Raw genomic sequence first — 22,158 nt, forward strand, 5'->3', positions numbered from 1 at the left:
CAGCGAAGAAGTAGTCTCACCTAGAGCTACTTCGCGGTTAACGGGGGCAACGGCGTGAAAGTAGTCTCACCTAGAGCTACTTCGCGGTTAACGGGGGCAACGGCGTGAAAGTAGTCTCACCTAGAGCTACATCGTGGGCAGCCGAGGTCATCAGCACGAAAGTAGCTTCACCTAGAGCTACTTCGAGGGCAGTCGGGGTCAGCGGCAAGAAAGTAGTCTCACCTAGAGCTACTTCGCGGGTAGCCGGGGGCGGGGTCAGCGGGCAGCACCTAAGTCAGGCCGCATGAATCCATACGCCGACGAGCAGCGCTGTGGAGCTGCCGAGGAGCATGCCGGCGACGGTGTCGCTAGGATAGTGCAGACCGAAGTAGATGCGGGACAGCGCGACGCCGGCGCCGATGGGGAGCAGCAGCGCGATCAGCGCCGGCGAGGCGGCCATCCAGGGCGTCAGCAGGGCGAAGGCCGCGGTCGTATGGCCCGAGGGGAAGGAAGGGTCCTGCAGCGGGCGCGGTCCGGTCTTGGCCTGGGGCAGTACCTGATACGGACGCGAGCGCGGGGAGACGCGTTTGGCGATGGCGACGGGCAGATGGCTGAGCGCGACCGCGGCCAGCCCTTGCCAGCCGGCGATGCCCCAGATGCCGGGAGCGAGCAAGCCGGCCGCCAGGGAGACGCTCAGCGAGAACGTCGCCCCGCCGATGATCGACAAGAGCCAGAACAGCCTGTTCAGCGCCTCCCGATTCCAGCGGACGTTGACATGAAGGAACCAATCGCTCTCGAAGCGGCTGAGCATGCGGTAGAACTGAGCCATGGCCATCACTCCTTTGCCGCGCGGGGGGCGGCGCCCTTTACCATTCAGTGTAGCTGCGAATTGTCAATCCGGTATGAAGCGCAGCCTGTCGGATTGTAAACGCAAGATCATCTCGCGAATTGACACTCCGCTGATCTCGCGGTGACGCAGCTGCCGTATGATGGGCCCAGACTGCATTGTCAGAGGAGGAGTCCGTCGCATGAGCGAGATCCGCCTGGCTTTGTTTACCGATACGTATGCTCCGGAGATCAACGGCGTCGCCAAGACGCTGCAGAGATGGATCGCATATCTGGAAAAAAGGGGAGTCGCCTGCAAAGTGTACGCACCGGCGGGGCCGCGCCGTGCTGCCGGCTACGTGGAGACCGCGGAGCGTCTGGCGAGCCTGCCGTTTTTCCTCTATCCGGAATGCCGGCTGGCGACGCCCGTCTCCGCCGCGGCCGAGCGCAGCCTGCTCGCCTTCAAGCCTACGCTCGTGCATGTGGCGACGCCCTTCGGCACCGGCCTCACGGGGCGCAGACTGGCGCTGAAGCACGGCATCCCGCTCGTCGCCTCACACCATACGCACTTCGCGCGCTACCTGCCCTACTACAATCTCGGTTGGGCGGGCACGCTGCTGCGCCGCTATCTGCATTGGTTCCATCGTCCGTGCAGGCGCATCTTCGTGCCGTCGCCGTCCGTGCTCGAGGAATGCCGCAGGGACGGCTGGCTCGGTCTCGGCCTGTGGAGCCGCGGCATCGACGCCGCCATCTTCCGGCGGGAAGGCGATGGAGAGGCATGGCTGCGCGAGCACGGCTTGCCGCCAGGCAGCTTCCCGGTTCTGCACGCGGGGCGGCTGGCCCCCGAGAAGGACGTGCGGACGGCACTCCTCGCCGTGCGGCGGTTCAGCGAGAGGACGGACGCCGACGTACGGCTTGTGCTCGCGGGGGAAGGGCCGCAGGCCGCAGAGCTGCGCCAGCTCGCCGAGCGGCTCGGGATCGCCGCGCTGTTCGTCGGCGCCGTGCCGCAGGCAACGCTTCAGCGCTGGATGCAGGCGTCCCGCGCGCTGCTGTTCCCGTCGCCGACGGAGACGTTCGGCAACGTGGCGCTCGAGGCGATGGCCTGCGGCCTGCCCGTGATCGCGGCGGATGCGGGCGCGCTGCCCGATCTCGTGCAGGACGGCGATACCGGGTTGCTCTGCCCGCCGGGGGACGCGGATGCCTTCGCTTCCGCGCTCGCGCGGCTGCATGCGGACCCGGCGCTGCGCAGCGCCATCTCCGATCGGGCGCATGCCTTCGCCGCCGCGCAGGACTGGAACGCGGTGTTCGGCCGTCTGCTCGGACAACTGGCCGGCATTCGCGACGAGGCAGACGCAATGTGAGGGCCGGGCCGCCGTCGCAAGCTGCGCAGCCGGACGACAAGAGGACTGCCCTTGTCATCCGCGATGACGAAGGGCAGTCCTCTGCTTGTCCGGGGCTGGCAGGCGCTATTGCGGCTACGCATACAGCCTGACCTCAGTCTGATCGCATTCTGACCGCAGCCCAATCGCAGCATGACCGCACTCTAAACGCAGCCCGCCCTCAGCCCGCTCTCAGTCCGTCTGACCGAAGCCCGCTCTCAGCCCGCCTCCAGTCCGTCCTCAGCCCAACGGATCAGATCGCGTACGGCGTCGCTTCCACCTGCTCGGCCTTGGCGACGGCCGCTTCGAGCGTCATGCCCGTGAACAGCTGCGCATGCAGGAAGCGGCCGCTGCGCCGATCGTCGACGAACGCGCCGACGGCGATGCCGGGGATGACGGTCTCCACGGCGTTCGGCGCCTGGGGGCCCCCCAGATCGGTGCGGCACCAGCCCGGATCGGTCAGGCTGATGACGACATCCGTCCCGTCCAGCCTGGACGCCAGATCCTTGGTGAACTTGTCGAGCGCGGCCTTGCTCGCCGCATAGCCGGCTTGCTCGGGCTCGTTGCGGATGCCGCTCGTCGTGTTGATCACGCGCCCGTGGCCGCGTTCAATCATCTTCGGAATGAGCCGGTTGCAGATCAGCGCCGCCGAGATGAAGTTGATCTTGAAGCTCTGCTCGAAGTCGCCGACGGGCGTCCGCCAGTAGTCCGTCCGATAGGCGATCTGCACCGCGGCATTGTTGAACACGATGTCGACCTGCGTGCCCTTCGCCACAATCTCGTCCAGCATCGCTTCGACCTCGTCCATCGCGCCCAGCTCCGCGCTCACGGCATAAGCCTCGACGCCGAGCGCCCGCACTTCTTCCAGGACAGGGGCCGTATGCTCGGGCTTCCTGCTGTGCAGGATCAGATTGCAACCCTGCCGGGCCATGAAGAGCGCCGTCTGATAGCCGACGCCGCGGCTCGCGCCTGTGAGCAGCGCCCATTTTCCTTTTACGTCATACATCGCTTCATCCGTCCTCCCATCATAAACGCGCGTTCACAACAATCTGCTATTATTATATAAATGCAAGCCACTTGAGTCAAAAAAATCGGTGTATCCTATAAAATAACGATTGACCTTCACGTTGCGTCAACGTGTACAGTGAAGCTGTCGGGAGGCGATCGCATGGAGTATACGGTGCAGAGGCTGGGCAGACTGGCCGGCGTGAGCGCCAGAACGCTGCGGTATTACGACGAGATCGGGATTCTGAAGCCGGCCAGAATCAATTCGTCGGGCTATCGGATTTACGGCGGGGCGGAGGTCGACAGACTGCAGCAGATTTTGTTCTTCCGGGAGCTCGGCGTCGGTCTGGAGCGGGTCAAGGCGCTGATGGACGATCCGGCCTACGACGACGTGCGGGCGCTCCGGACCCATCGCGAGGAGCTGCTCGAACGCAAGGCGCGGCTGGAGACGCTGATCGCTAGCGTCGATCGAACGCTGGCCGCCCGTCAAGGAGGAGTCACGATGAGCGACGAAGAGAAGTTCGCAGGCCTCAAGGACAGATTGATCGTCGAAAATGAGGCCAAATACGGCGCGGAAATTCGCGCCAAATATGGCCAGGAGGAGGTCGCGCGGTCCAACGAGCAGCTGCGGGGGATGAGCGAGGCGCAATATGCGGAGATGAACCGGCTGGCCGAGGAGGTCGCCGCGTCGCTGGCCGCCGCGTTCGCTACGGGCGATCCGACCGGCGAAGCCGCACAGCGGACGGCCGACCTGCACAAGCAGTGGCTGTCCTATTCCTGGAGCAGCTACTCCGAGGAGGCGCACGCCGGCCTCGCGCAGATGTACGTCGACGACGAGCGCTTCAAAGCCTACTACGAGAAGCAGCCGGGCATGACGGCGTTTCTGCGCGACGCCATCTTCGCCTACACCGGCCGCAAGCAGCAATAGACGACAACAGGGGCGCCCGCCAACCCGGCGGCGCCCTTTGTTGTCGTCATAGGTTCGGCCCGGGCTCGGCTATGTCCTGCCCGCCGCCGGAGCCATCTGCTGCGCGGCCCGGTCCGCCTCGTTGACCTCGCGCACGATGTCGCTGCCGCCGCCGGCGTACCACTCGCCCGCGAAGTCGTCAAACGCGGCGGGCGGGTCCTCGCCGTAGACGATCCGCAGGTACGCGTCATGCTCGAGCTGCGACAGCCGCCGCCAGCTGAGCAGCATCGTCCTGGTGTACGGCCCGACGAACTGCTCCGGCCGGGACAGCTCGGGCTGCGCCTCGGCGGCGAGGCGGCCCTCCAGATAGCGTTTGGAGGAGGTGGCCGCCAGCTTGCGCTCGTACGGATTGCTGGTCTGGCCGCGATAGACGCGGGCTTCGATGCTCTCGCTGCCTGCGGGTGTCGGCACGCTGCCCGGCGCGACGAGCAGAAAGTTGCCGATCGAGCTGGTCACGCCGTCGAAGTCATACACCGGCTGCCCATCCTGCACGATATAGTCGTAGCCCTCGCCGTAGCCGTAGGCGAAGGCGGAGGCAGGGTCCTCGGTGAGGGCGCCGAACACCTCGTCATAGTAGGCGAAGATTTTGTCAAAATGGTCAAAGCCCGCGCGGAACAAATAAGCGCCGTAGGAGGGGCGGGTGCCGAGCCGGCCGGCGCGCCCGTCGTCTCCTGACGGATAGGGATACGCCCTGAAGTTCACCCCGGCCGCGACGCCTTCGCCGAGCGGCCAGCCGCCCATCCAGCCGGGACCCGAGATAATCCCGGCAGTGCCCGACGAGGCGAGCGCGGCCGCCTCGTTCACATCGTGCGTGCCGAAGTCCGGCGCCAGATAACCCGCCTTGTACCAGTCCGCCAGCCGGGCGAGCGCCTGCTTCACCGACGGCTGCACGGAGCCGTACGAGAGCGCGCCGTCCGCGCCGCGGTTCCACTGCGCCGGCTGATCGCCGTAGGCGCCGAACAAAAAGCTGGCGTCGCCCATCCAGGCGTTCAGCCCCGTCTGCCCGGCGAGCGCCAGGCCGATCGTGTCGTCCTGGCCGTTGCGGTCGGGATCGCCGTGCGTGAAGGCATCCATCACCTGTTCCAGCTCGCTCAGCGTCCGCGGCGCCTCAAGGCCCAGCGTCTCCAGCCAATCCTGGCGAATCCACAGCACCGGATCGCCCAGTTTGCCGTCGGACAGCTGGGGCAGCCCCCAGCGCCGGCCGTTCAGCGTGACCGTCCGCCAGGCGTCGGGGGAGCGGCTGTACGCCTCGCGGACGCGGGCCGACGCATAGCGGTCGAACGCCGCCTCGATGTCCTCGATCGCGCCCGCCTGGACGAGATCGCCGAGCAGCGAGGGCAGCTCGTGATTGGTCAGGAACACCACGTCCGGCAGCTGCTCCCCGCCGATCAGCGCGGCGCGGATGCGCTCGCTCAGCGCATTGTCCACGTCCTTGACCATCCAGGCGTTCGTCTGCTTCACGCAGAGGCTGTCCAGCGCCCAGCGCGTGATCGGATTGTTGTCCGGCGTATCCCCGTTTTTGAGAATCTCATAGTCCCGCAGCGCCTTGACCGTCGTGATCGTCGTCACCGCTCCGCAGTCTCCCGTCGCGGCCGGGAGCACGGTCGCAGCCGCGGTCCCCGCCGCGGTCCCCGCCGCGGTCCCGCCGCTGTGTCCGGGCGCCCCGTTGTCATCGCCGCTGCCCCCGCCGCCGAAGCAGGCGGCACAGGCCATGCCGAGCAGCGCGGCGCAGCCGGCGAGCAGCGCCGCGCGCATCAGCTTGCGTATGCTCATATACGCCATCCCCGCCACCTCCGGCTACAATTGCGCCGGGCCGTCCGCCCGCGCCTCGTTCGGCCAGGGCAGCAGCACGGTCAGCAGCGAGCCGTCAGGCTGTGCGGTCGGGACGAGGCTGGCCCGTCCGCCCCAGCGCGCGAGCCGCTCGGCCATCGCCGCGAGGCCCGTGCCCGGCGTCGCCTGCGCCGGCGCGGGATTGCCGTCGTTCCACAGCGCGAGCCGCAGCTCGCCCGCGGTGTCCGTCAGCTCGACGACGAAGCGCTCCGCGCCGCCGTGGCGGATGCCGTTCGTGATGCCCTCCTGCAGCACGTGCAGCAGCGCGCGGACGAGATCGGGATCGTCGGGCGCGCCCGGCAGCGAGATGCGGCGCTCCAGCGCGATCCCGACGGTGTGCGCCGCGCCGTCCAAAAACTGCTCCACCGCATCCTTCAGATCGGCGAGCACCGGCGGCGCGGCGCCTTCGGGGTCGGACAGGCGCAGGTGGCCGAGCGTCTCGCGGATATCGTTCAGGCTGCGCCGCGCGAACAGGGCCGAATTCGCAAGCCGGCTCATGCCCTCCTCGCGGCGGTCCTTGGCGAGCTGCTTGCTCGCCGCCTCGATCTGCACGATCATCGCGGTGAGCGTGTAGCCGACGATGTCGTGCAGGTCGCCGGCGATCCGCGCGCGCTCGGCCTCGGCGGCGCGCTCCGCCGCAGCCTGCGCGGCCAGCAGGTCCGCGCGCAGCCGGGGCAGCTCGCTGCGCACCGTCCGCCGCAGCCGCTCCGCCTCGCTGCGCTCCGCCTGCCTGGCGGCGCGCTTCTCCAGCAGCCGCAGCACCGCCTCGGCCAGCTCGCTCTCGCGGACCGGCTTCATCAGATAGCCGGCGGCGCCCAGCTCCATCGCCTGCCGCGCATACTCGAACTCGGCGTAGCCGGTCAGCAGCAGGCAGTCCGTGTCCGGGTACGTCTCCCGCACGATGCGCACCAGCTCCAGCCCGCTCATGGCCGGCATGCGGATATCCGTGATGACGATATCCGCGCCGTCCGGGGCGAGCATGCGCAGCGCATCCAGCGCCTCGGGCCCGGAATACGCCTGCAGCACGAGCGACACGCCCCGCTCGGCCCATGGAATCGTCGTCGCCAGATTTTCGGCCAGATGCCGGTGATCGTCCACGATCAGTATGCTCGTCAACTGTCGTTCCTCCCCATTGCTCGTTGGTCGTCGTCCGCGTCTGCCGGCCGCCAGCGGAGCGTCACGCTGAAGCCGCCCGCCGCGCCGTGCGCGGGGATCAGGTCGGCGTCCTCGCCGAACCGGTATTTGAGCCGCCACTTGACGTTCCACAGCCCGAAGCTCGCCCCGGCCGGCGCGGGGCCGTCCAGCCTGCATCGCAGCTGCGAGAGCGCTTCGGGCGAGAGGCCGGCGCCGTCGTCCTCGACGATGACGACATGCCACGGCCCCTCCACGCGCCCGGAGACGGCGATCGACCCGGGGCCGAGGCGGCCCTCCAGGCCGTGCACGACGGCATTCTCCGCGAGCGGCTGGATCAGGAGCCGGGGGATGCTGCCTGCCCGCATCGTCTCCGGCACATCGATCTCGAATGTCATATTGCCGAGCTGCTGCTTCATGATGGACAGGTAGGTCGACACGAACGCCAGCTCCTCGCCGAGCGTCGTATCCAGCTCGCTGTTGCGCGTCGTATAGCGGAAATATTCGGCCAGCTCATGCCCCATCTCCACGGCGGGGCCGGGACGGTTCATATTCACCATGCTGATGATATAGGCGAGGCTGTTGTAGAGAAAATGCGGATTGATCTGCGATTGCAGCTGCTTCATGACCGCTTCCTTGGCCCGGATCTCCTCGCGGTACACCTTTTCGACGAGATGCTGGATCTCGGCCGCCATGTCGTTGAACCGGCTCACGACGCGTTCGAAGTCCGGCCCGGTCCCGGCGCTGATGCGGATCGACAGCCGGCCGCTCTTGAGCTTCTCCATGCCGCGCGTCAGCAGCCTGATCGGCACCTGCACATTGGCGTACAGCAGGTAGGCGGCGCCCGCGCCGAGCAGCACCAGCAGGCCGACCGTGATGAAAAACTGCCTGCGCGCCTCCGTCACCGGACGCAAAATATCCTCCAGCGGCACATAATCGACGAGCCACATGCCCAGCGTATCCGAGCGGAAGGCGTACACCCAGTAGTGCTCGCCGTCCATCGAGACGGTGACGCGCCTGCGGTCTTCGCTCCATGCGCCGCCGCCAGCCGCCGTCTTGAACGCGCCCAGCGCCAGCTCCGCGCTCCCGGACGGGGAGGAGCCGTTGGGCAGAATATCGCCCGCCTCGGAGGCCAGGAACGGATCGCTGCCGCCCTTGGACTTGAAGCTGTCGAGCAGGCCGACGATGTTGTCGGCCATCAGCTCGACCTCGACGACCGTCGTCGCCGAGCCGAGGTCGGCGTAGCCCGCGAACGGATCGACGAAGTGGCGGACGAACACCTGCTTGGCGATGCCGTTGATCTGGGCCGTCCGCAGATGCCAGGTCCGGTCGAGCCGGCCTCCGAGCGCGTCGGCGTCGTAGGGCAGCGTCCCGCCGGACGATACGGCGATCCCGGACTGCGGGAAGTACACGTTGATGCGATTCATCCAGCGCGACGACTGGCTGAACAGGCTGAGCTTGCGCTCGATGCGCTGCAGCGCCTCCGCGTAGGCGTACCGGTTTTTCGGCGGCGGCCCGCCCGCGAAGCCGACGAAGTCCGGGTCGGTCAGGATGACGTCGCTATAGCCGGCGAATTGCTCCGCCTCCGAGCCGATCTGCTCGACGAACAGCTCGAGCCGGTGCCGGTCGGCCTCGTCGATCTGCCGCTTCAGCAGCGCGGTGCTCTGCCGGTTCGAGTTGGCGAACAGGATGATGACGGGGACCGTGAGCAGCACGACCAGCAGCATCAGTTTGACAATAAGCTTCATGGCACCTCGCGCGACCATTTTCAGGGAAATTAAAGGTCTGTATCCAGCTTACCATGTAGATCGGCATTCTGGCACGATTATTGCAGAGGATGAATTCAGGAATTGCGGGGAACGCCATGCAGATACTTCTCCGTCAGCACAGTGAGCAGCTCGATGCCGACCTGGTTGTGGCCGCCCTCGGGCAGAATCAGATCGGCGTACTTCTTGGACGGCTCGATGAACGCCTCGTGCATCGGCTTGACCGTCTCCATATATTGGCGATAGACCGACTGGATCGTCCGGCCGCGCTCCTCGATGTCCCGCACGACCCGCCGCAGGATGCGCACGTCGGGATCGGTATCGACGAACACCTTGATGTCGAGCATCGCTCTGAGCTTGTCGTCGTACAGCACATGCAGCCCTTCGATGATGACGATCGGATTGGGCGCGAGCGGCTCGCGCTCCGAGCCGGAACGGCCGTAAATATTGAAGTCGTATACGGGCGCATACGCCGTCTTCCCTTGCTTCAGCAGGTTCAGATGCGCAATCAGCAGCTCGTTGTCGAACATGAGCGGATGGTCGTAATTCATCGTCGCCCGCTCCGCCAGGCTCAGATGGGGATAGTCGTTGTAGTAGCTGTCCTGGGAGATGAACGTGACCTTGCCGGGGCCGAGGCGCTCGATGACGGAGCGGGCCACGGTGGTCTTGCCGGAGCCGGTGCCGCCGGCGATGCCGATGATTAGCATGAACGTATGATCAGCCTTCCTTGGTTCGTGAGTGCGAATGCCGCAGGGCGTTCGATGTTCGTATTGTAGCACAGCCGGACAGGGGTTGCAGCAAGTCCGAACGGCAGCAAATATTCGCTATGATCAAGCAAGAAGTTTCCTTTATAATATGGATATATAATATGGATAGATGTCGATTCAAGTCGGAAAAACGGGCGCTACAGCGCCTTCCGTCATATGGTGATATTTGTGCGATATGCTAGACTGATAGTAGCGATTTGCGGAGCCTTCATCGCTTTATACTATACGAATGGGCCCATGACGCTGCACGCCGCCCGGGAAGGACATTCCATGAGGTTGCTTCAAGGTTCCTATAATGTCCCGCTCGTCGTATTGTCGGTGTTGATATCGGTGTTCGCCGCCTACTGCTCGATCGTGATCTACGAGCGGGTACGGTCGCCGCGAGGCGGGGGGCGCATCCTATGGCTGCTGCTGGGCTCGGCTGCGCTGGGGCTCGGCATCTGGTCCATGCACTTCATCGGCATGCTTGCCTATCATCTGCCGATGCCGTTCCATTATCAGCCGGCATGGCTTGTCGTTTCTATTATATTGCCGATGCTCGCGGCATCGGCCGCCTTCTGGATGATCGCCCGCAACCTCTCTCTCACGCGATCGATGCTGCAGGGCAGCTTCTGGCTATGCCTGGCCATCGTCGGCATGCATTACAGCGGCATGGCCGCCATCCGCATGCCCATGTCCCAGCACTACGATCCCGTGCTGGTCGCGGCATCGGCCGTCATCGCCTTCGCCGCCTCCTTCGCCGCGCTGAAGCTGGCCCATCGCCAGCAGACCAGCGGCGGCACGCCGGGTTATCGCATGAAGCTGATCCTGTCGATCGTGCTCGGCGCGGCGATCGCCGGCATGCATTATACCGCGATGGCCGCCGTCTCGTTCGGCAGCATGGAGGATGCGGATGCGGATGCGGAGGCGGCGCAGCACGCTGTGGGCAGCAGCCTGCCCGGCGATATGCCGCTGGCTGTCATAGTCGGGGGCGCTACGATATTCATCCTCGTGCTGGTGCTCTTCAGCGAGATTCTGGACAAGCGGTTCGCGCTCAGACTGGCGGACAGCAGCAAGCGAAGATACGACTCGATCTTCGAGCTGCATCCCGACATGGTCTGTCTGTACGACGTCAAGGGCCGCATCGTGCGGGCAAACCCGGCGGCGCAGCGCATCACGGGCTACACGACCGCCGAGCTGCCGAACCGGATCCGCTCGGAGATGCTGGGCGCGCCGGAGCTCGAGCAGCTCAAGACCTGCTTCATGGCAACGCTGCGCGGCGAGTCGGGAACGGTCGAATTCAACATCCGTCACAAACAAGGGCATCAGATCCGGCTCAGCTGCACGATGGTGCCCTGGGTGGAGAACGGACGGGTGCAGGACGTATATACGATCTCTCAGGACATCACCCGTATCCGCGAATCCGAACGCGAGCTGCTCGCGGCCAAGCGGGCCGCGGAGGAAGCGCTGCGGATCAAGAGCGACTTCCTGGCGGTGATGAGCCATGAGATCCGCACGCCGCTCAACGGCGTGCTCGGCATGAGCGCGATTCTGCTGGAGACGGAGCTGAGCCCGGAGCAGCGGGAGTTCGTCCAGGTGATTCAGGGCAGCGGATCCCTGCTGCTCAGCACCATCAACGACGTGCTCGATTTTTCCAAGCTCGAGGCGGGCAAGATGCAGGCGGCGAGCGAACCGTTCAGCCTGGGCGGCCTGGTGCAGGATACGGCCCAGCTGTTCAATGCCCACTGCCGGCAAAAGGGGCTTGAGCTTGCGTGGCACGTCAGCGGCCGATTGCCGGATGCGGTCTGCGGCGACGAGCAGCGCGTCTGCCAGGTGCTCATCAATCTGCTCGGCAATGCGGTGAAGTTCACGCCGAAGGGCCGGATCGAGGTCGACGTGCGGCCGGCCGAGGACGGGGGAGAGCCGGCCGGCTCGCGGGGGAATCGCGTCCGCTTCAGCGTCCGCGATACCGGCATCGGCATCGGCGAAGACGAGCTCTCCAGCCTGTTCCAGCCCTTCTATCAGACGGCTTCGGCCGGAGGCAAGCGCCGCGAGGGTACGGGACTCGGCCTCGCGATCTGCAAGGACCTCGTAGAGTTGATGGGCGGCTCGATATCCGTCGCGTCGGTGCTGGGCGAGGGGACATGCTTCGTCTTCGAGCTTCCTCTGCCGCCGGCGGATACGCTGGCGAGACGGCCGGGATGAGAGCGGCTCAGATCGGCTCGCCGCCTGGAAATAACGCCAAGCAGGGCCGCCACGAATGGCGGCCCTGCTGGCGTCTGCGCGCTGGACCCGCTTAGTCGTGAACGGGCAGCGAGACGGTCACTCTCGTCCCGCGGCCGACCTCGCTCTCGAAGCGGATCGCGCCTTGATGATTGTCCATGATCTTGTAGCACACGGTCAGTCCGAGTCCCGTTCCTTTTTCTTTGGTCGTGAAGAAGGGCTGTCCGAGCCTTGCGAGCTTGCTCTCGGGGATGCCGGGGCCGTTGTCGGAGAATCGTACGTGCAGGTAGCGGTCTGCCCCGAGCTCCGCCCGGATGCTGATGCGGCCGCCGGCAGGCATCGCCTCTATCCCGTTTTTGATCATATTGATGAATACCTGTTTGATTTGATTTTCTACGCAGCGGATGGGGGGCAGATGCTCCTCGAAGTTGCAGAGGATCTCCACGTTGTTCAGATGCGCCTGGGATTCGAGCAGCATGACGACATCGCGGAGGATGACGTCAGCTTCCTTGTACGCGAAGTCGAGCACCTGGGGCTTGGCCAGCACGAGCAGCTCGCCGACGATGAGCTCGATGCGGCTCAGCTCGTTCATCATGATGTCCGTGTAGCTGTCCTTGGCCACGCCGGATGCGATCAGCTTGGTGAAGCCCTTGAGCGAGGTCAGCGGGTTGCGGATCTCGTGCGCGATGCCTGCGGCAAGCTGGCCCATGGCGGACAGCATCTCGTTTTTTTGCAGCATCTGTTCGGCATGCCGCAGTCCGGTGATATCCTCCGACAGCTTGAGATAGTGGATCGTCCGTCCGTCGTTGTCCGTAATCGGCACGAGCTTGGCCGATTCCCGGTAGTATGTGCCGTCTATACGCACACTCTCGAGCTCGCCCTTCCATACTTTGCCCGCTTGGAGCGTGCAGAGCACGGCATGGTACGAATCGTCGGCCAGGGACCAGTTGCTGAGCGATTCGAGCCTGCGTCCGCGGATATCGAGCGAAGTGAAGCCCGTCGTCTCCACGAACGTTGGATTCACATACTCCACCGTGCCCTTCACGTCCGTGATCATGACCAGGCTCGGGCTCTGCTCCAGCGCGTAGGACAGCTTCAGCAGCTCTTCGTTGTAGAGCTTGAGCTCGGTAATGTCGACGAAGCTCAGCACGACGCCGCTGACCTCGCCGCCGGTCGTCCTGTACGGCATAATATGCAGGTTGTACCAGACGCCCCGTTTGCTGCGGATGACCTTCTCGAAGGGCGTCTGCTTCTCGAGTACGTCGGCGGCGGCTTCGACGAGCCGGTCGTAGCCGAAGTTGTGCGAGAGATGCGCGAGGGGCCGGCCGCAGTCGATCTCGAGCAGATTGATCTCCTTGGTGATCGCAGGCGTGAACCGACGGATGCACAGATGCCGGTCGAGCAGCACCATGCCGATCTGCGTGCTCTCAAAAAAATTGACCATATCGTCGCGAAGCTCGGACAGCTCCCGGATCTGGGATTGAAAGGCCGCGTTGACTGCGGCGAGCTCTTCGTTCAGCGAATGAACCGCTTCATTGGCGTGCCGCAGCCGGTCGTTGGCATGCTGCAGGCGGTCGTCGTTGGCCGCCAGCCGATCCTGGGCGGACCGCAGCATCTCGATCGTCGCCGCCAGCTCCCGACTCCTCGCGCGCAGGCGCTCCTCCGTCCGCCACAGCTCGCGCTCGAGCTTCATGATTCGCTCGTTGTCGTCAATGCGTGCGACCGCTTCGGCGGATGGCGGGCCTGCCGAGCCCGCGATTTGCGGGCGATTATCCCCGCCGCCGGCCGGCCCGGGATGCACGAATCCCGGCGCCCCGCTTGTCGTCTCCGCCGCGCGCGAAGCGTGCTGCCGGACAATGCCGCAGCCGTAGTCGCCATCCGTTGCCGCCGCGTTCTCCTGCGCGGCTCTCGCTTGAAGTCCTTCCGCAGCCATCCGCCAATCCTCCTGTGCTGGATCCATTCTGGTAGACGATGCGCCCAACGATAGTTTCTGTTTCCCCATATATTAGTCCTATGTCAAGAGAGTCGTCAAATTCGACAAAATCCGCTGCATACCGCGAATGAAAGCGCTGTTTTCCAAAACGATTCGGACGTCACAACGATTGTCACGGAAGATTGTGACCGTGTCATACGCGATGTGGGAGCACGGACACTTCATGCGGACGAGCCCGATTCGCCATAATCAAAGGGCATTGAAACTAACTTGCAGCTGGAGGAGAAAACGATGGCTAAGGTCGTAATATTGTTCGAAGAGCCGGTTGACCGGGAAGGGTTCGAGAGGTACTATGCGTCGGTTCATCTGCCGATCGCGCGGCAGGTGCCGGATGCCGAGATTCAGTTGTACAAAGTGTTGGCGGCGCCTCAGATCACACCGGGCTACGGACAGCCGTACAGGGTATCCGAGATGATATTCGAGAGTGCGGATAGCATGAACCGTACGCTCGCCGGCGAAGCTTGGGCGGCGGTGGCCGCGGATGCGGCCAATCTGCTGCCCTATCTGGGCAAGCCGCCGCTCGTGCTGCTGGTAGAATAGGAGGCGGGAGCTATGGCTGATATTATCGTAACCGGGACGTCCCGCGGGATCGGAGAGGCATTGGCGGAGCGGCTGCTGGCGCAGGGGCATCGCGTGATCGGCATCGCGAGAACAAATAGCGGCAAGCTGGCGGGAGGCGCGGGAGGCGGATATACGCACATCGAAGCGGACCTGGGCGAGACGGCCAGTCTGGAGCGGCTCATGGCGCGCGTGTTCGAGGCGGTCTCGCCCGGCGGCGCGCAGGGCGTATACCTGGTCAACAACGCGGCTGTGCTCCAGCCGCTCGGAGACGTCGGCGCGTGCGGCAGCGAGGCGGTCGACCGACATCTGCGCGTTAATCTGACGGCGCCGATGATTCTCTCGTCGCTCTTCGCGAGACATACGCAGCAGTGGGTGGCGGACAAGCGCATCTTGAACGTGTCGTCGGCATCGGCTTCGATACTGCTGCCCGGCATGAGCGCCTATTGTACGGTCAAGGCCGGCCTCGACGTATTCGCCAAGGTGATGGGGATGGAGCAGGCGCGGCAGGCCAATCCGATCAAGGTCGCAGCGGTGTGGCCGGGCATGATCGAGACGGCCATGCAGGCCGAGATCAGGGGACAGAGCCCGGACGTCTTCCCGAGCGCCGAGGTGTTCATCGGGGCGCTGCAAGGGGGCATGCTGACGACGCCGGAGCAGACCGCGGCCAAGCTGGCCGACCTGCTGACCGGTCCGGCATTCCCGCAGGGGGAGGTGCTGACCGAGCTGTAGGCGCAGGCCGGCGGGAGACGGGGGGCCGCAGTTGAATGGAGAAGAGCTGTCGGAGAAGAGCTGTTACGCGAGCGGGGAACCGCACGCGCGGCGGCTCTTTTTTTCGATATCAATACCGGATACAAACCTGTTAACCCCATGCATTGCCGGACAGACGGAGAACCCTTACATTGAAACTAATCAAACCAAGGAGGAATGACAGCATGGCTACCTTTTACACGCCCAAGTCCAGAGCGCACGACCGTCATCTCGTGTCGGTGGAAGAATACAAACATTATCATCGCGACGGGTACCTCATCGTTCGCGGCTTGCTGTCCAAGGAAGTCATAGACGATCTGCTGGCGCTGGCGGACAAGACCAGAGCCCAGAAGAAGCAGGGCATGGCATCGGAAGCCAGCCGCGATCCGCTGAAGGAAGAATTCGCCCAGGCCACGCGCGTGCACATGCTGTCCCGGATTGAAGCCTCCGCCGAGCAGGGCATGCTGAATCCCCGCGTACTGGACGTCGTCGAAGCGTTGGTCGGACCGGACGTATACGCGCTGCAGTCGATGATGTTCCTGAATCCGCCGGGCAAAGGCGGGCAAGGCTGGCACCAGGACGCCTGCTATATCAAGACGCATCCGGACACATTGATCGGCGCATGGATCGCGCTCGAGCGGGCGGACGAGGACAACGGCTGCCTGTGGGTCGTCCCTGGCTCGAACCATGAGCCCGTCTATCCGCCGGAGGAGGTCGGCGGGGGCAATGTGCACGCGGTCGATGCGTTCCGCGATCTGCATGCGGTCCACAACGTCAGTCATCTGGACGACGAGGTTAACACGCTGTCCCGCGTCGTCGCCCACTATCCGCCGCCGATCCCGGTCGTGCTGGAGCCCGGGGACGTGCTCTTTTTCGACTCCCACCTGTTCCACCGCTCGTATCCGAACAAGACGGAGGACCGATTCCGCCGCTCCTACGTGTGCCACTACTGCAACGCCAGATCGTGGGTGCCTTGGGATCATGACGGATTCGAAGGCGAATCGGGCAATTACAGACAGATTCTCGCACGCGGCGCCACGCATCTGCCGTACGCTTCGCCTGTCTTCGGGACCGAAGTATACCTGGCCGAGGAAGGGACGACCGCAGGAGAAGACGTCCGTATGATGGGGATGCCGAACGGCATGATGATGCCGGTCGCGGAGCGCCGCGACGGCTAACAAGCCATATGGCGAACTAACTGGATCGGAAGCCGCTCCAGGACAGGCGGCGGATCTCCGTCGCGGTACGCCCTGTCGCCGACTTGACGAGGCGGGCCAGATGGTGAGAGGTCTTGAAGCCGCAGCGCTGGGCGATCTCCGTGACCGTGAGGCCGGTGTTCGTGAGGAGCTCGATCGCGCGCTTCACCCGGAACTGCCATAGGTACTGGATCGGCGTCGTCTGCTCATGCTGCTTGAACAGGCGGACCAGATGCTCGGGCGACACGCCGGCCCGGTCCGACAATTCGGGCAGCGAGACATCCTCCGCGTAGTGCTCCCGAATCCAGACAAGCGCCGCGTACACGGAAGGGTGCTTCTCCGTCAGGAGCTGCGCTTGCTGAGATTCGCGCGGATAGAGCTGCACGGCGGCGAGACCGAGGCTTCGCACCTCGGGGTCCTCGTGCGAGCCTCGGCGCAGCAGCATGATCATGAGATCGGTCAGCAGGTTCATCTCCTCCGAGAGCGGCAGGCAGCTCGGCAATGCGTGCAGCGCTTGCTCGGTCGCCTCCGGCAAGGCTTCGAAGTTCACGGCGATCCAGCGGTGCCACGTGTCCTCGGTCCGCGAGAAGACGAACGATTCTTCTTGTCCGGGCTTCAGCAAGACGACCTGTCCCGGCTTCACGTGAAGGGGGCGGCCTTCGACGGTGATCGTCATCTCTCCCGAGTACAGCATCACGAGCTGGATGTCCTGCTGGATGCGGGGACCGAATCTGCCTCCGGGAGGGTAGACGATTGAACCGGCCTCAGCGTAGCGCAGCCGTTCGTACGGGAAGAGCAGGGGGGCGGGAATCATTCGTAGCTTGGCTTCATCCATGTTCAGGCTCCTGTCGTTCAAATTGCCGCGCCATGGTCGTGGACCGGGGGTTCGTCCGCGAACTACAGACTATTATATGACAGCACGGTATTCAAGAGGTCTTTCATTCGTCCTTCTCTCGTGTAAGATAGAGTTATAGATTGCCAGCGGGAGGAGGCGTACGAGATGATTCACATCGGATTGACGGGGTTCGGCGACCATGAGGAGCTGTACGGCAAGCTGAAGCAGGGCGAGCGCCTGCGCGAATACAGCAAGCACTTCGGCATCGTGGAGATCGACAGCTCGTTCTATGCCGTGCCGTCCGTGAAGAATACGGCGAAGTGGACGGCGGATACGCCGGACGGATTCCAGTTCATCGTGAAGGCTTATCAGGGGATGACCGGGCATCTGCGCGGCAAAAAAAACTACTTCGACGACGAAGAGACGATGTACAAAGCGTTCCACGAGTCGATCGCGCCGATGCGCGAGGCGGGCAAGCTGACTGCGGCGCTGTTCCAATATCCGCCGTGGTTCGATTGCACCCGGGAGAACGTGGATACGCTGCGCCGGACGCGCGCCTATATGGGCGACGTCGTCTGCGCGCTGGAGCTGCGCAACCGGACCTGGTATTCGCCCGAGTTCAAGGACAAGACGATCGCTTTTATGAAAAAGGAAAACTGGGTGCATACGGTCGTGGACGAGCCGCAGGCCGGCGAAGGATCGATCCCGATCGTCCCCGTCGCCACTTCGGAGCGCATGACCTATGTGAGACTGCACGGCCGCAACGCCGGCGGCTGGCATGCGAGCGGGCATCCGGACTGGCGCAAGCTCCGGTACTTGTACCGCTATAACGAGGAGGAGCTCGCCGAATGGCGGGACAGACTGCGCGAGCTGGAGCGGGAGACGGAGCACGTGCATGTCGTATTCAACAACAACTCGGCAGGCGACGCTACGCCCAACGCGATGGCGCTGATGGACATGCTGCGGGGCGAGGCGCCCGAGGAGGCGGTGGCCAAGGCGGGAGCGCGATATCCCGTGGGCGCTGTCTGACGGATGCCGGATGCCTCCTCGCAATAGGCGGACGCCGGCGGCTGTGGTATGATAGACGCAACTACAGCGAGACGGGCGGGATGGCTTATGACTTCTGAATTGCGCGTAGACCATTGTCCCGGTTGCGGCAGAATCTATCAGATCAACCTCCGGCAGCTGTGCGCGAATTGCGCCGCCGCCGAGGACGCCCTCATGGCTCTCATGGAAAAAGAGCTGAGGAGCAACCGCAAGCTGACGACCGAGGAATTGGCCGAACGCGTATCCGAGCGGCCGGAGAAGATCCGTGCCTGGATCCGCAAAGGCAAGCTTAAGGTGTACGATTACCCGAATCTTGCCGACGCATGCGACTTGTGCCAGGCGCCGATCCGCAAAGGCAAGCTGTGCCAGAACTGCTCGACGCGCATTCGCGGCGAGGTCCAGCACGCGTACGAGCAGGACCGGCTCATGCAAGAGCGCAAGCGCAGGGACAACAGCTACCTGAACAAACGCTAACAAAAAAAAGGGAAGCGGCAGCACACACTGCGCTTTCCTTTTTTTGTTGAGCGCCGGCTGGCGGGCGGTTGGCTGTCAGGCCGGCTGGCTGTTTGGTCGGTTGGCGGGTTGTCTGGTTGTCTGGTCGGTTGGCGGGTTGGTTGTCTGGTCGGTTGGCTGGTTGGTTGGCGGGTTGGTTGTCTGGTCGGTTGGCTGGTTGGTTGTCTGGTCGGTTGGCTGTCAGGCTGGCTGGTCGTTTGGCGGGTTGTCTGGCCGCAAAACCTGCATCCATGCAGGCTTTTTGTGGACCCGACGAGCCTAAGCGAAAAAGCCTGCAAATTAACATCCTTTGAGCCGCGAAGTCCGGGATCACGACCGAAACGCGGCAAAAACCTGCACATTTGCATCTTTTATCGCAAAAAACCCGCCATAAGCTGAAAAAGGATGCACATTTGCAGGTTTTCCGCCTTTCTCCCTCGGATGCAGGGATAGGGGCTTGGTCCGCTCGCGATGGGCCGCGGTCCGGCCCCTAGACGGTAATCTCGCCGTGCCGGATCGCCCCGCTCTCGACCTGAATCGTCGCATGGCTGATGCCGAATCGCCCTTCGATGAGCGTGATCGCCCGCTGCAGCACGTCCTGGCACTGGACGCCCTCCTCGACGAGGATATGGCAGCTGAAGGAGTCGAGCCCCGAGGTGATCGTCCAGATGTGCAGGTCGTGCACGTCGCGGACGCCGGACAGCGTGAGCAGCGCAGACCGGACCTCGCCATGATCGATGCCGGCGGGCGTGCCCTCCATGAGCACGTGGACCGTCTGCGAGATGACGAGCCAGGCGCTGCGCAGGATCAGGACCGAGACGACGATCGAGATGATGGGATCGGCGATATACCAGCCGAAGGCCATCATGAGGACGCCCGCGGCGATGGCGCCGACGGAGCCGAGCGCATCGCCCAACACATGCAGGTACGCGCTCCGCATGTTGACGTTGTGCTCGACGTCGCCCTGCCGCGTGAGCGCCCAGGCGCTGGCGAGATTGGCCAGCAGGCCGACGGCGGCGATCGCCATCATGGGCCCGCCGGATACTTCGGGGGGCGCCGACATGCGCTGGATCGCTTCCCATACGATGAAGCCGGCGATGATGAACAGGGCGACACCGTTGAACAGCGCGGCCAGAATCTCGAAGCGGTGAAAGCCGTACGTCCGCTTCGCGGACGCCGGCCGCGAGGCGAACCATATGGCCGCCAGGCTCAGTGCCAGCGCGCTCGTGTCGCTGAGCATATGGCCCGAGTCGGAGAGCAGGGCGAGACTGTCGGTGAGCAAGCCGCCGACGAACTCCAGCAGCATGATGCCGGCGGTGATCGCCAGCGCGATCGTCAGACCTTTGCGGTCGCCTTCGCGTCCGTGATGATGCCCGCCGATCCCGTGATGATGGTGCCCGTGATGCGAGTGCCCGTGACCGCCGTGCCCGTGACCGCCGTGCTCGAGACCATCGTGCCCGTGACCGCCGTGCTCGTGACCATCATGCCCGTGACCGCCGTGCCCGTGACCGCCGTGCTCGTGACCGCCGTGCTCGTGACCATCATGCCCGTGACCGCCGTGCTCGTGACCGTCATGTCCGTGACCATCATGCCCGTGACCGCCGTGCCCGTGACCGCCGTGCTCGTGACCATCATGCCCGTGACCGCCGTGCCCGTGACCGCCGTGCTCGAGACCGTCATGCCCGTGACCGCCGTGCTCGAGACCGTCATGTCCGTGACCATCATGCCCGTGCCCGCCGTGCTCGAGACCGCCGTGCCCGTGCCCGCCGTGCTCGTGACCATCATGCCCCTGACCATCATGCCCGTGATCGTCGTGCGGCTGCCTCTCGTTTCGTTTATCCATGGACGACCCGTCCTTCCCTCTTGGCCAGTTGCATTACATATGAATACTTGCTCATATTATAATGCCTGCTTCCGCAGGATTCAATGCCGAACCGCCGCCGGACCGGCCGATAAATCGATAAAAGCGCTCCCTTACTGCCCGCGGGCTGAATAACGTCCTCCGCCGAGGGTATATAGTAGTATATGCCATAGCGGCTGATTAGAGGAGGCGAGTGCCATGAGCAGTCCGATCGAGGGCATCAAAAAGGAAATCGACAGCATGAAGGGACATATCGACAGCATCAAAGCGGACGTCCAGGACACGGTCGGCAGTGTGAAGGACACCGTGACGGAAGCGAAGGATACGTTCAAGGGCTGGAAGAAAAAAGACGAGGTCGGCGTCATTCATAAAGAAGGCAATGCGTTTGTCGTCCGTGAGAACGCCGAGCAGATCGGCGAGATCACCTATATGCCGGACGGCGAGGACACATGGCTGCTTAATCATACGTACGTATCCCCGGAATACCGCGGCGGCGATATCGCGCGGCGCCTGCTGGCGAGAGTGGTCGACGAGGCGCGTGCCCAAGGGAAAAAAATCGTGCCCGTGTGCTCCTATGCACTCGTCCAGTTCAAGCGCAACAAAGAATATGAAGATGTCTGGCAAAAAAATTGACGTCTTGAAGTTGGGAGCGGGCCGCGGGACAAGCGCGGGCGCTCTCCTTTTTTGACCGCGCATCCGGCCGATACAAGCGTGAGCGGGCGGCAATCGCGGTTATATACATATATATCAAGACTTAGCGGAGGCGACTATGCGTGACGCGATGTACCGGTTCGAGCATGTTTGGCGGATCGAACGGGAAAAAGAACAGCTGTGGACGCTCATCCGGGACTTCGAGTACGAGGGCTGGTGGCCCGGCGTCACGATCGACAGGCTTGCGACGGGCAGCGCAAGCGACGGCGTAGGCAACGGCTACGCCTCGGTCTTTCGCTCCAAGCTGCCGTATACGCTGAAGCTGCGCGCCGACGTCGTGGACAGTCATCCGCCGGAGCGGATCGAGCTGCGTGTGACGGGGCATCTGGAGGGGAGGGCGATCATCCGGCTGCACGGCGCAGGACAGGCTACGGAGCTGAGGTGCGCGCTGGAGCTGCGGACCAGGCGGCGCTGGATGACGCTGCTCGCGCCGCTGCTGCGTCCCGTGTTCGTCTGGAATCACCGCCAGGTCATGAAGGCGGGACTGGCGGGACTGCGCGCCTACCTGAGCGCGCAGTCCGCACGCGTCGGCGGCGCATCTCCGGTACGCCGGACGGCCAGCGGCTGAAGCTGCCCATCACAACAAAAGAGGCCGTCCGAAGACGACCTCTCGTACCCGATGCGGCGCTGCTTGACTGAACCGTATCCCGCGCCTCCAGCCTGGGTTACAGACTGGACCGGGTAAGGGATACGTTCAACATTATACTACTAATGTCGACGCACCTCCTTTCCTGTACCAGCATTCTACCACAGCTTCGGACTAAAAAGAAAGTCTATTTAGAATAATCTGATTATTATTTTTGGGAGATATAAAAATTATTTAAAACAAAAAAGTAGTTTTAATACAAAATTATTGATTGCATC

General features: G+C 63.8%; 20 protein-coding genes. 10 read left to right on the forward strand and 10 right to left on the reverse strand.

All coding sequences use genetic code 11. The annotated features are described in order from the left end of the window. Positions 1–274 precede the first annotated feature (274 nt). The gene (locus VQ071_RS00760) at positions 275–808 is read right to left on the reverse strand and encodes a phosphatase PAP2 family protein (protein WP_340511922.1); all 534 of its coding nucleotides are present in this window, start codon (positions 806–808) and stop codon (positions 275–277) included. A 199-nt stretch (positions 809–1,007) separates the two neighbouring features. Here VQ071_RS00760 and VQ071_RS00765 point away from each other — a divergent pair, with 199 nt between their 5' ends. Next, positions 1,008–2,165, forward strand: a complete 1,158-nt coding sequence (locus VQ071_RS00765) for a glycosyltransferase family 4 protein (protein WP_340511923.1) — start codon at positions 1,008–1,010, stop codon at positions 2,163–2,165. 271 nt (positions 2,166–2,436) lie between these two features. Here the strand turns inward: VQ071_RS00765 and VQ071_RS00770 are convergent, their stop codons facing one another. Then, positions 2,437–3,189: an SDR family NAD(P)-dependent oxidoreductase gene (locus tag VQ071_RS00770; protein ID WP_340511924.1), complete on the reverse strand. Its 753-nt coding sequence runs from the start codon at positions 3,187–3,189 to the stop codon at positions 2,437–2,439. 162 nt (positions 3,190–3,351) lie between these two features. Here VQ071_RS00770 and VQ071_RS00775 point away from each other — a divergent pair, with 162 nt between their 5' ends. Next, on the forward strand, positions 3,352–4,116 hold the full coding sequence (locus VQ071_RS00775) for a MerR family transcriptional regulator (protein WP_340511925.1): 765 nt from the start codon (positions 3,352–3,354) through the stop codon (positions 4,114–4,116). 69 nt (positions 4,117–4,185) lie between these two features. Here the strand turns inward: VQ071_RS00775 and VQ071_RS00780 are convergent, their stop codons facing one another. From VQ071_RS00780 to udk, 4 genes are all read right to left on the reverse strand, one after another. Continuing rightward, on the reverse strand, positions 4,186–5,937 hold the full coding sequence (locus tag VQ071_RS00780; protein WP_340511926.1) for a hypothetical protein: 1,752 nt from the start codon (positions 5,935–5,937) through the stop codon (positions 4,186–4,188). A 15-nt stretch (positions 5,938–5,952) separates the two neighbouring features. Next, positions 5,953–7,101 carry a response regulator gene (locus VQ071_RS00785; RefSeq protein ID WP_340511927.1) on the reverse strand — a complete coding sequence of 383 codons (1,149 nt, stop codon included), beginning with the start codon at positions 7,099–7,101 and terminating at the stop codon, positions 5,953–5,955. Then, complete coding sequence (locus VQ071_RS00790; protein ID WP_340511928.1) at positions 7,098–8,864, reverse strand: sensor histidine kinase; 1,767 nt, start codon at positions 8,862–8,864, stop codon at positions 7,098–7,100. Before VQ071_RS00790 ends, VQ071_RS00785 begins: the two co-directional genes overlap by 4 nt. Positions 8,865–8,959: 95 nt before the next feature. Next, positions 8,960–9,589, reverse strand: coding sequence for a uridine kinase (gene udk, locus VQ071_RS00795; protein ID WP_340511929.1), 630 nt, complete (start codon positions 9,587–9,589; stop codon positions 8,960–8,962). A 330-nt stretch (positions 9,590–9,919) separates the two neighbouring features. Between udk and VQ071_RS00800 the strand changes: the two genes are divergently transcribed. Next, entirely contained in the window at positions 9,920–11,833 is a 1,914-nt protein-coding gene (locus VQ071_RS00800; RefSeq protein WP_340511930.1) for an MHYT domain-containing protein, read from the forward strand. Positions 11,834–11,924: 91 nt separating this feature from the next. Here VQ071_RS00800 and VQ071_RS00805 read toward each other — a convergent pair whose 3' ends face one another. Next, complete coding sequence (locus tag VQ071_RS00805) at positions 11,925–13,784, reverse strand: ATP-binding protein (protein ID WP_340511931.1); 1,860 nt, start codon at positions 13,782–13,784, stop codon at positions 11,925–11,927. 291 nt (positions 13,785–14,075) lie between these two features. Here VQ071_RS00805 and VQ071_RS00810 point away from each other — a divergent pair, with 291 nt between their 5' ends. The 3 genes from VQ071_RS00810 (at position 14,076) to VQ071_RS00820 (ending at position 16,330) form a co-directional block, all read left to right on the forward strand. Then, positions 14,076–14,384, forward strand: coding sequence for an EthD family reductase (locus VQ071_RS00810; RefSeq protein ID WP_340511932.1), 309 nt, complete (start codon positions 14,076–14,078; stop codon positions 14,382–14,384). Positions 14,385–14,396: 12 nt separating this feature from the next. Then, the gene (locus VQ071_RS00815) at positions 14,397–15,134 is read left to right on the forward strand and encodes an SDR family NAD(P)-dependent oxidoreductase (protein ID WP_340511933.1); all 738 of its coding nucleotides are present in this window, start codon (positions 14,397–14,399) and stop codon (positions 15,132–15,134) included. Positions 15,135–15,337: 203 nt separating this feature from the next. Further along, positions 15,338–16,330, forward strand: a complete 993-nt coding sequence (locus VQ071_RS00820) for a phytanoyl-CoA dioxygenase family protein (RefSeq protein ID WP_340511934.1) — start codon at positions 15,338–15,340, stop codon at positions 16,328–16,330. Positions 16,331–16,346: 16 nt separating this feature from the next. Here the strand turns inward: VQ071_RS00820 and VQ071_RS00825 are convergent, their stop codons facing one another. After that, the gene (locus VQ071_RS00825) at positions 16,347–17,183 is read right to left on the reverse strand and encodes an AraC family transcriptional regulator (protein ID WP_340511935.1); all 837 of its coding nucleotides are present in this window, start codon (positions 17,181–17,183) and stop codon (positions 16,347–16,349) included. A 165-nt stretch (positions 17,184–17,348) separates the two neighbouring features. On the opposite strand from VQ071_RS00825, the gene VQ071_RS00830 reads away from it, so the two are divergent. Together VQ071_RS00830 and VQ071_RS00835 are read left to right on the forward strand one after the other, a co-directional pair. Next, positions 17,349–18,212, forward strand: coding sequence for a DUF72 domain-containing protein (locus tag VQ071_RS00830; protein ID WP_340511936.1), 864 nt, complete (start codon positions 17,349–17,351; stop codon positions 18,210–18,212). 87 nt (positions 18,213–18,299) lie between these two features. After that, on the forward strand, positions 18,300–18,704 hold the full coding sequence (locus tag VQ071_RS00835; RefSeq protein ID WP_340511937.1) for a hypothetical protein: 405 nt from the start codon (positions 18,300–18,302) through the stop codon (positions 18,702–18,704). Positions 18,705–19,212: 508 nt separating this feature from the next. On the opposite strand, the gene VQ071_RS00840 is transcribed toward VQ071_RS00835, so the two are convergent. After that, on the reverse strand, positions 19,213–20,028 hold the full coding sequence (locus VQ071_RS00840) for a cation diffusion facilitator family transporter (protein ID WP_445293243.1): 816 nt from the start codon (positions 20,026–20,028) through the stop codon (positions 19,213–19,215). 29 nt (positions 20,029–20,057) lie between these two features. Continuing rightward, complete coding sequence (locus VQ071_RS00845) at positions 20,058–20,507, reverse strand: hypothetical protein (protein ID WP_340512386.1); 450 nt, start codon at positions 20,505–20,507, stop codon at positions 20,058–20,060. A gap of 274 nt (positions 20,508–20,781) precedes the next feature. Between VQ071_RS00845 and VQ071_RS00850 the strand changes: the two genes are divergently transcribed. Beyond that, positions 20,782–21,216 (forward strand): GNAT family N-acetyltransferase, encoded by a 435-nt coding sequence (locus tag VQ071_RS00850; RefSeq protein WP_340511938.1) that lies wholly within the window; start codon positions 20,782–20,784, stop codon positions 21,214–21,216. Positions 21,217–21,352: 136 nt separating this feature from the next. Next, complete coding sequence (locus VQ071_RS00855) at positions 21,353–21,862, forward strand: SRPBCC family protein (protein ID WP_340511939.1); 510 nt, start codon at positions 21,353–21,355, stop codon at positions 21,860–21,862. Positions 21,863–22,158 lie beyond the last annotated feature (296 nt).

Origin of the sequence: Cohnella sp. 56, assembly GCF_037963805.1 — a bacterium.
Lineage (GTDB): Bacteria > Bacillota > Bacilli > Paenibacillales > Paenibacillaceae > Cohnella.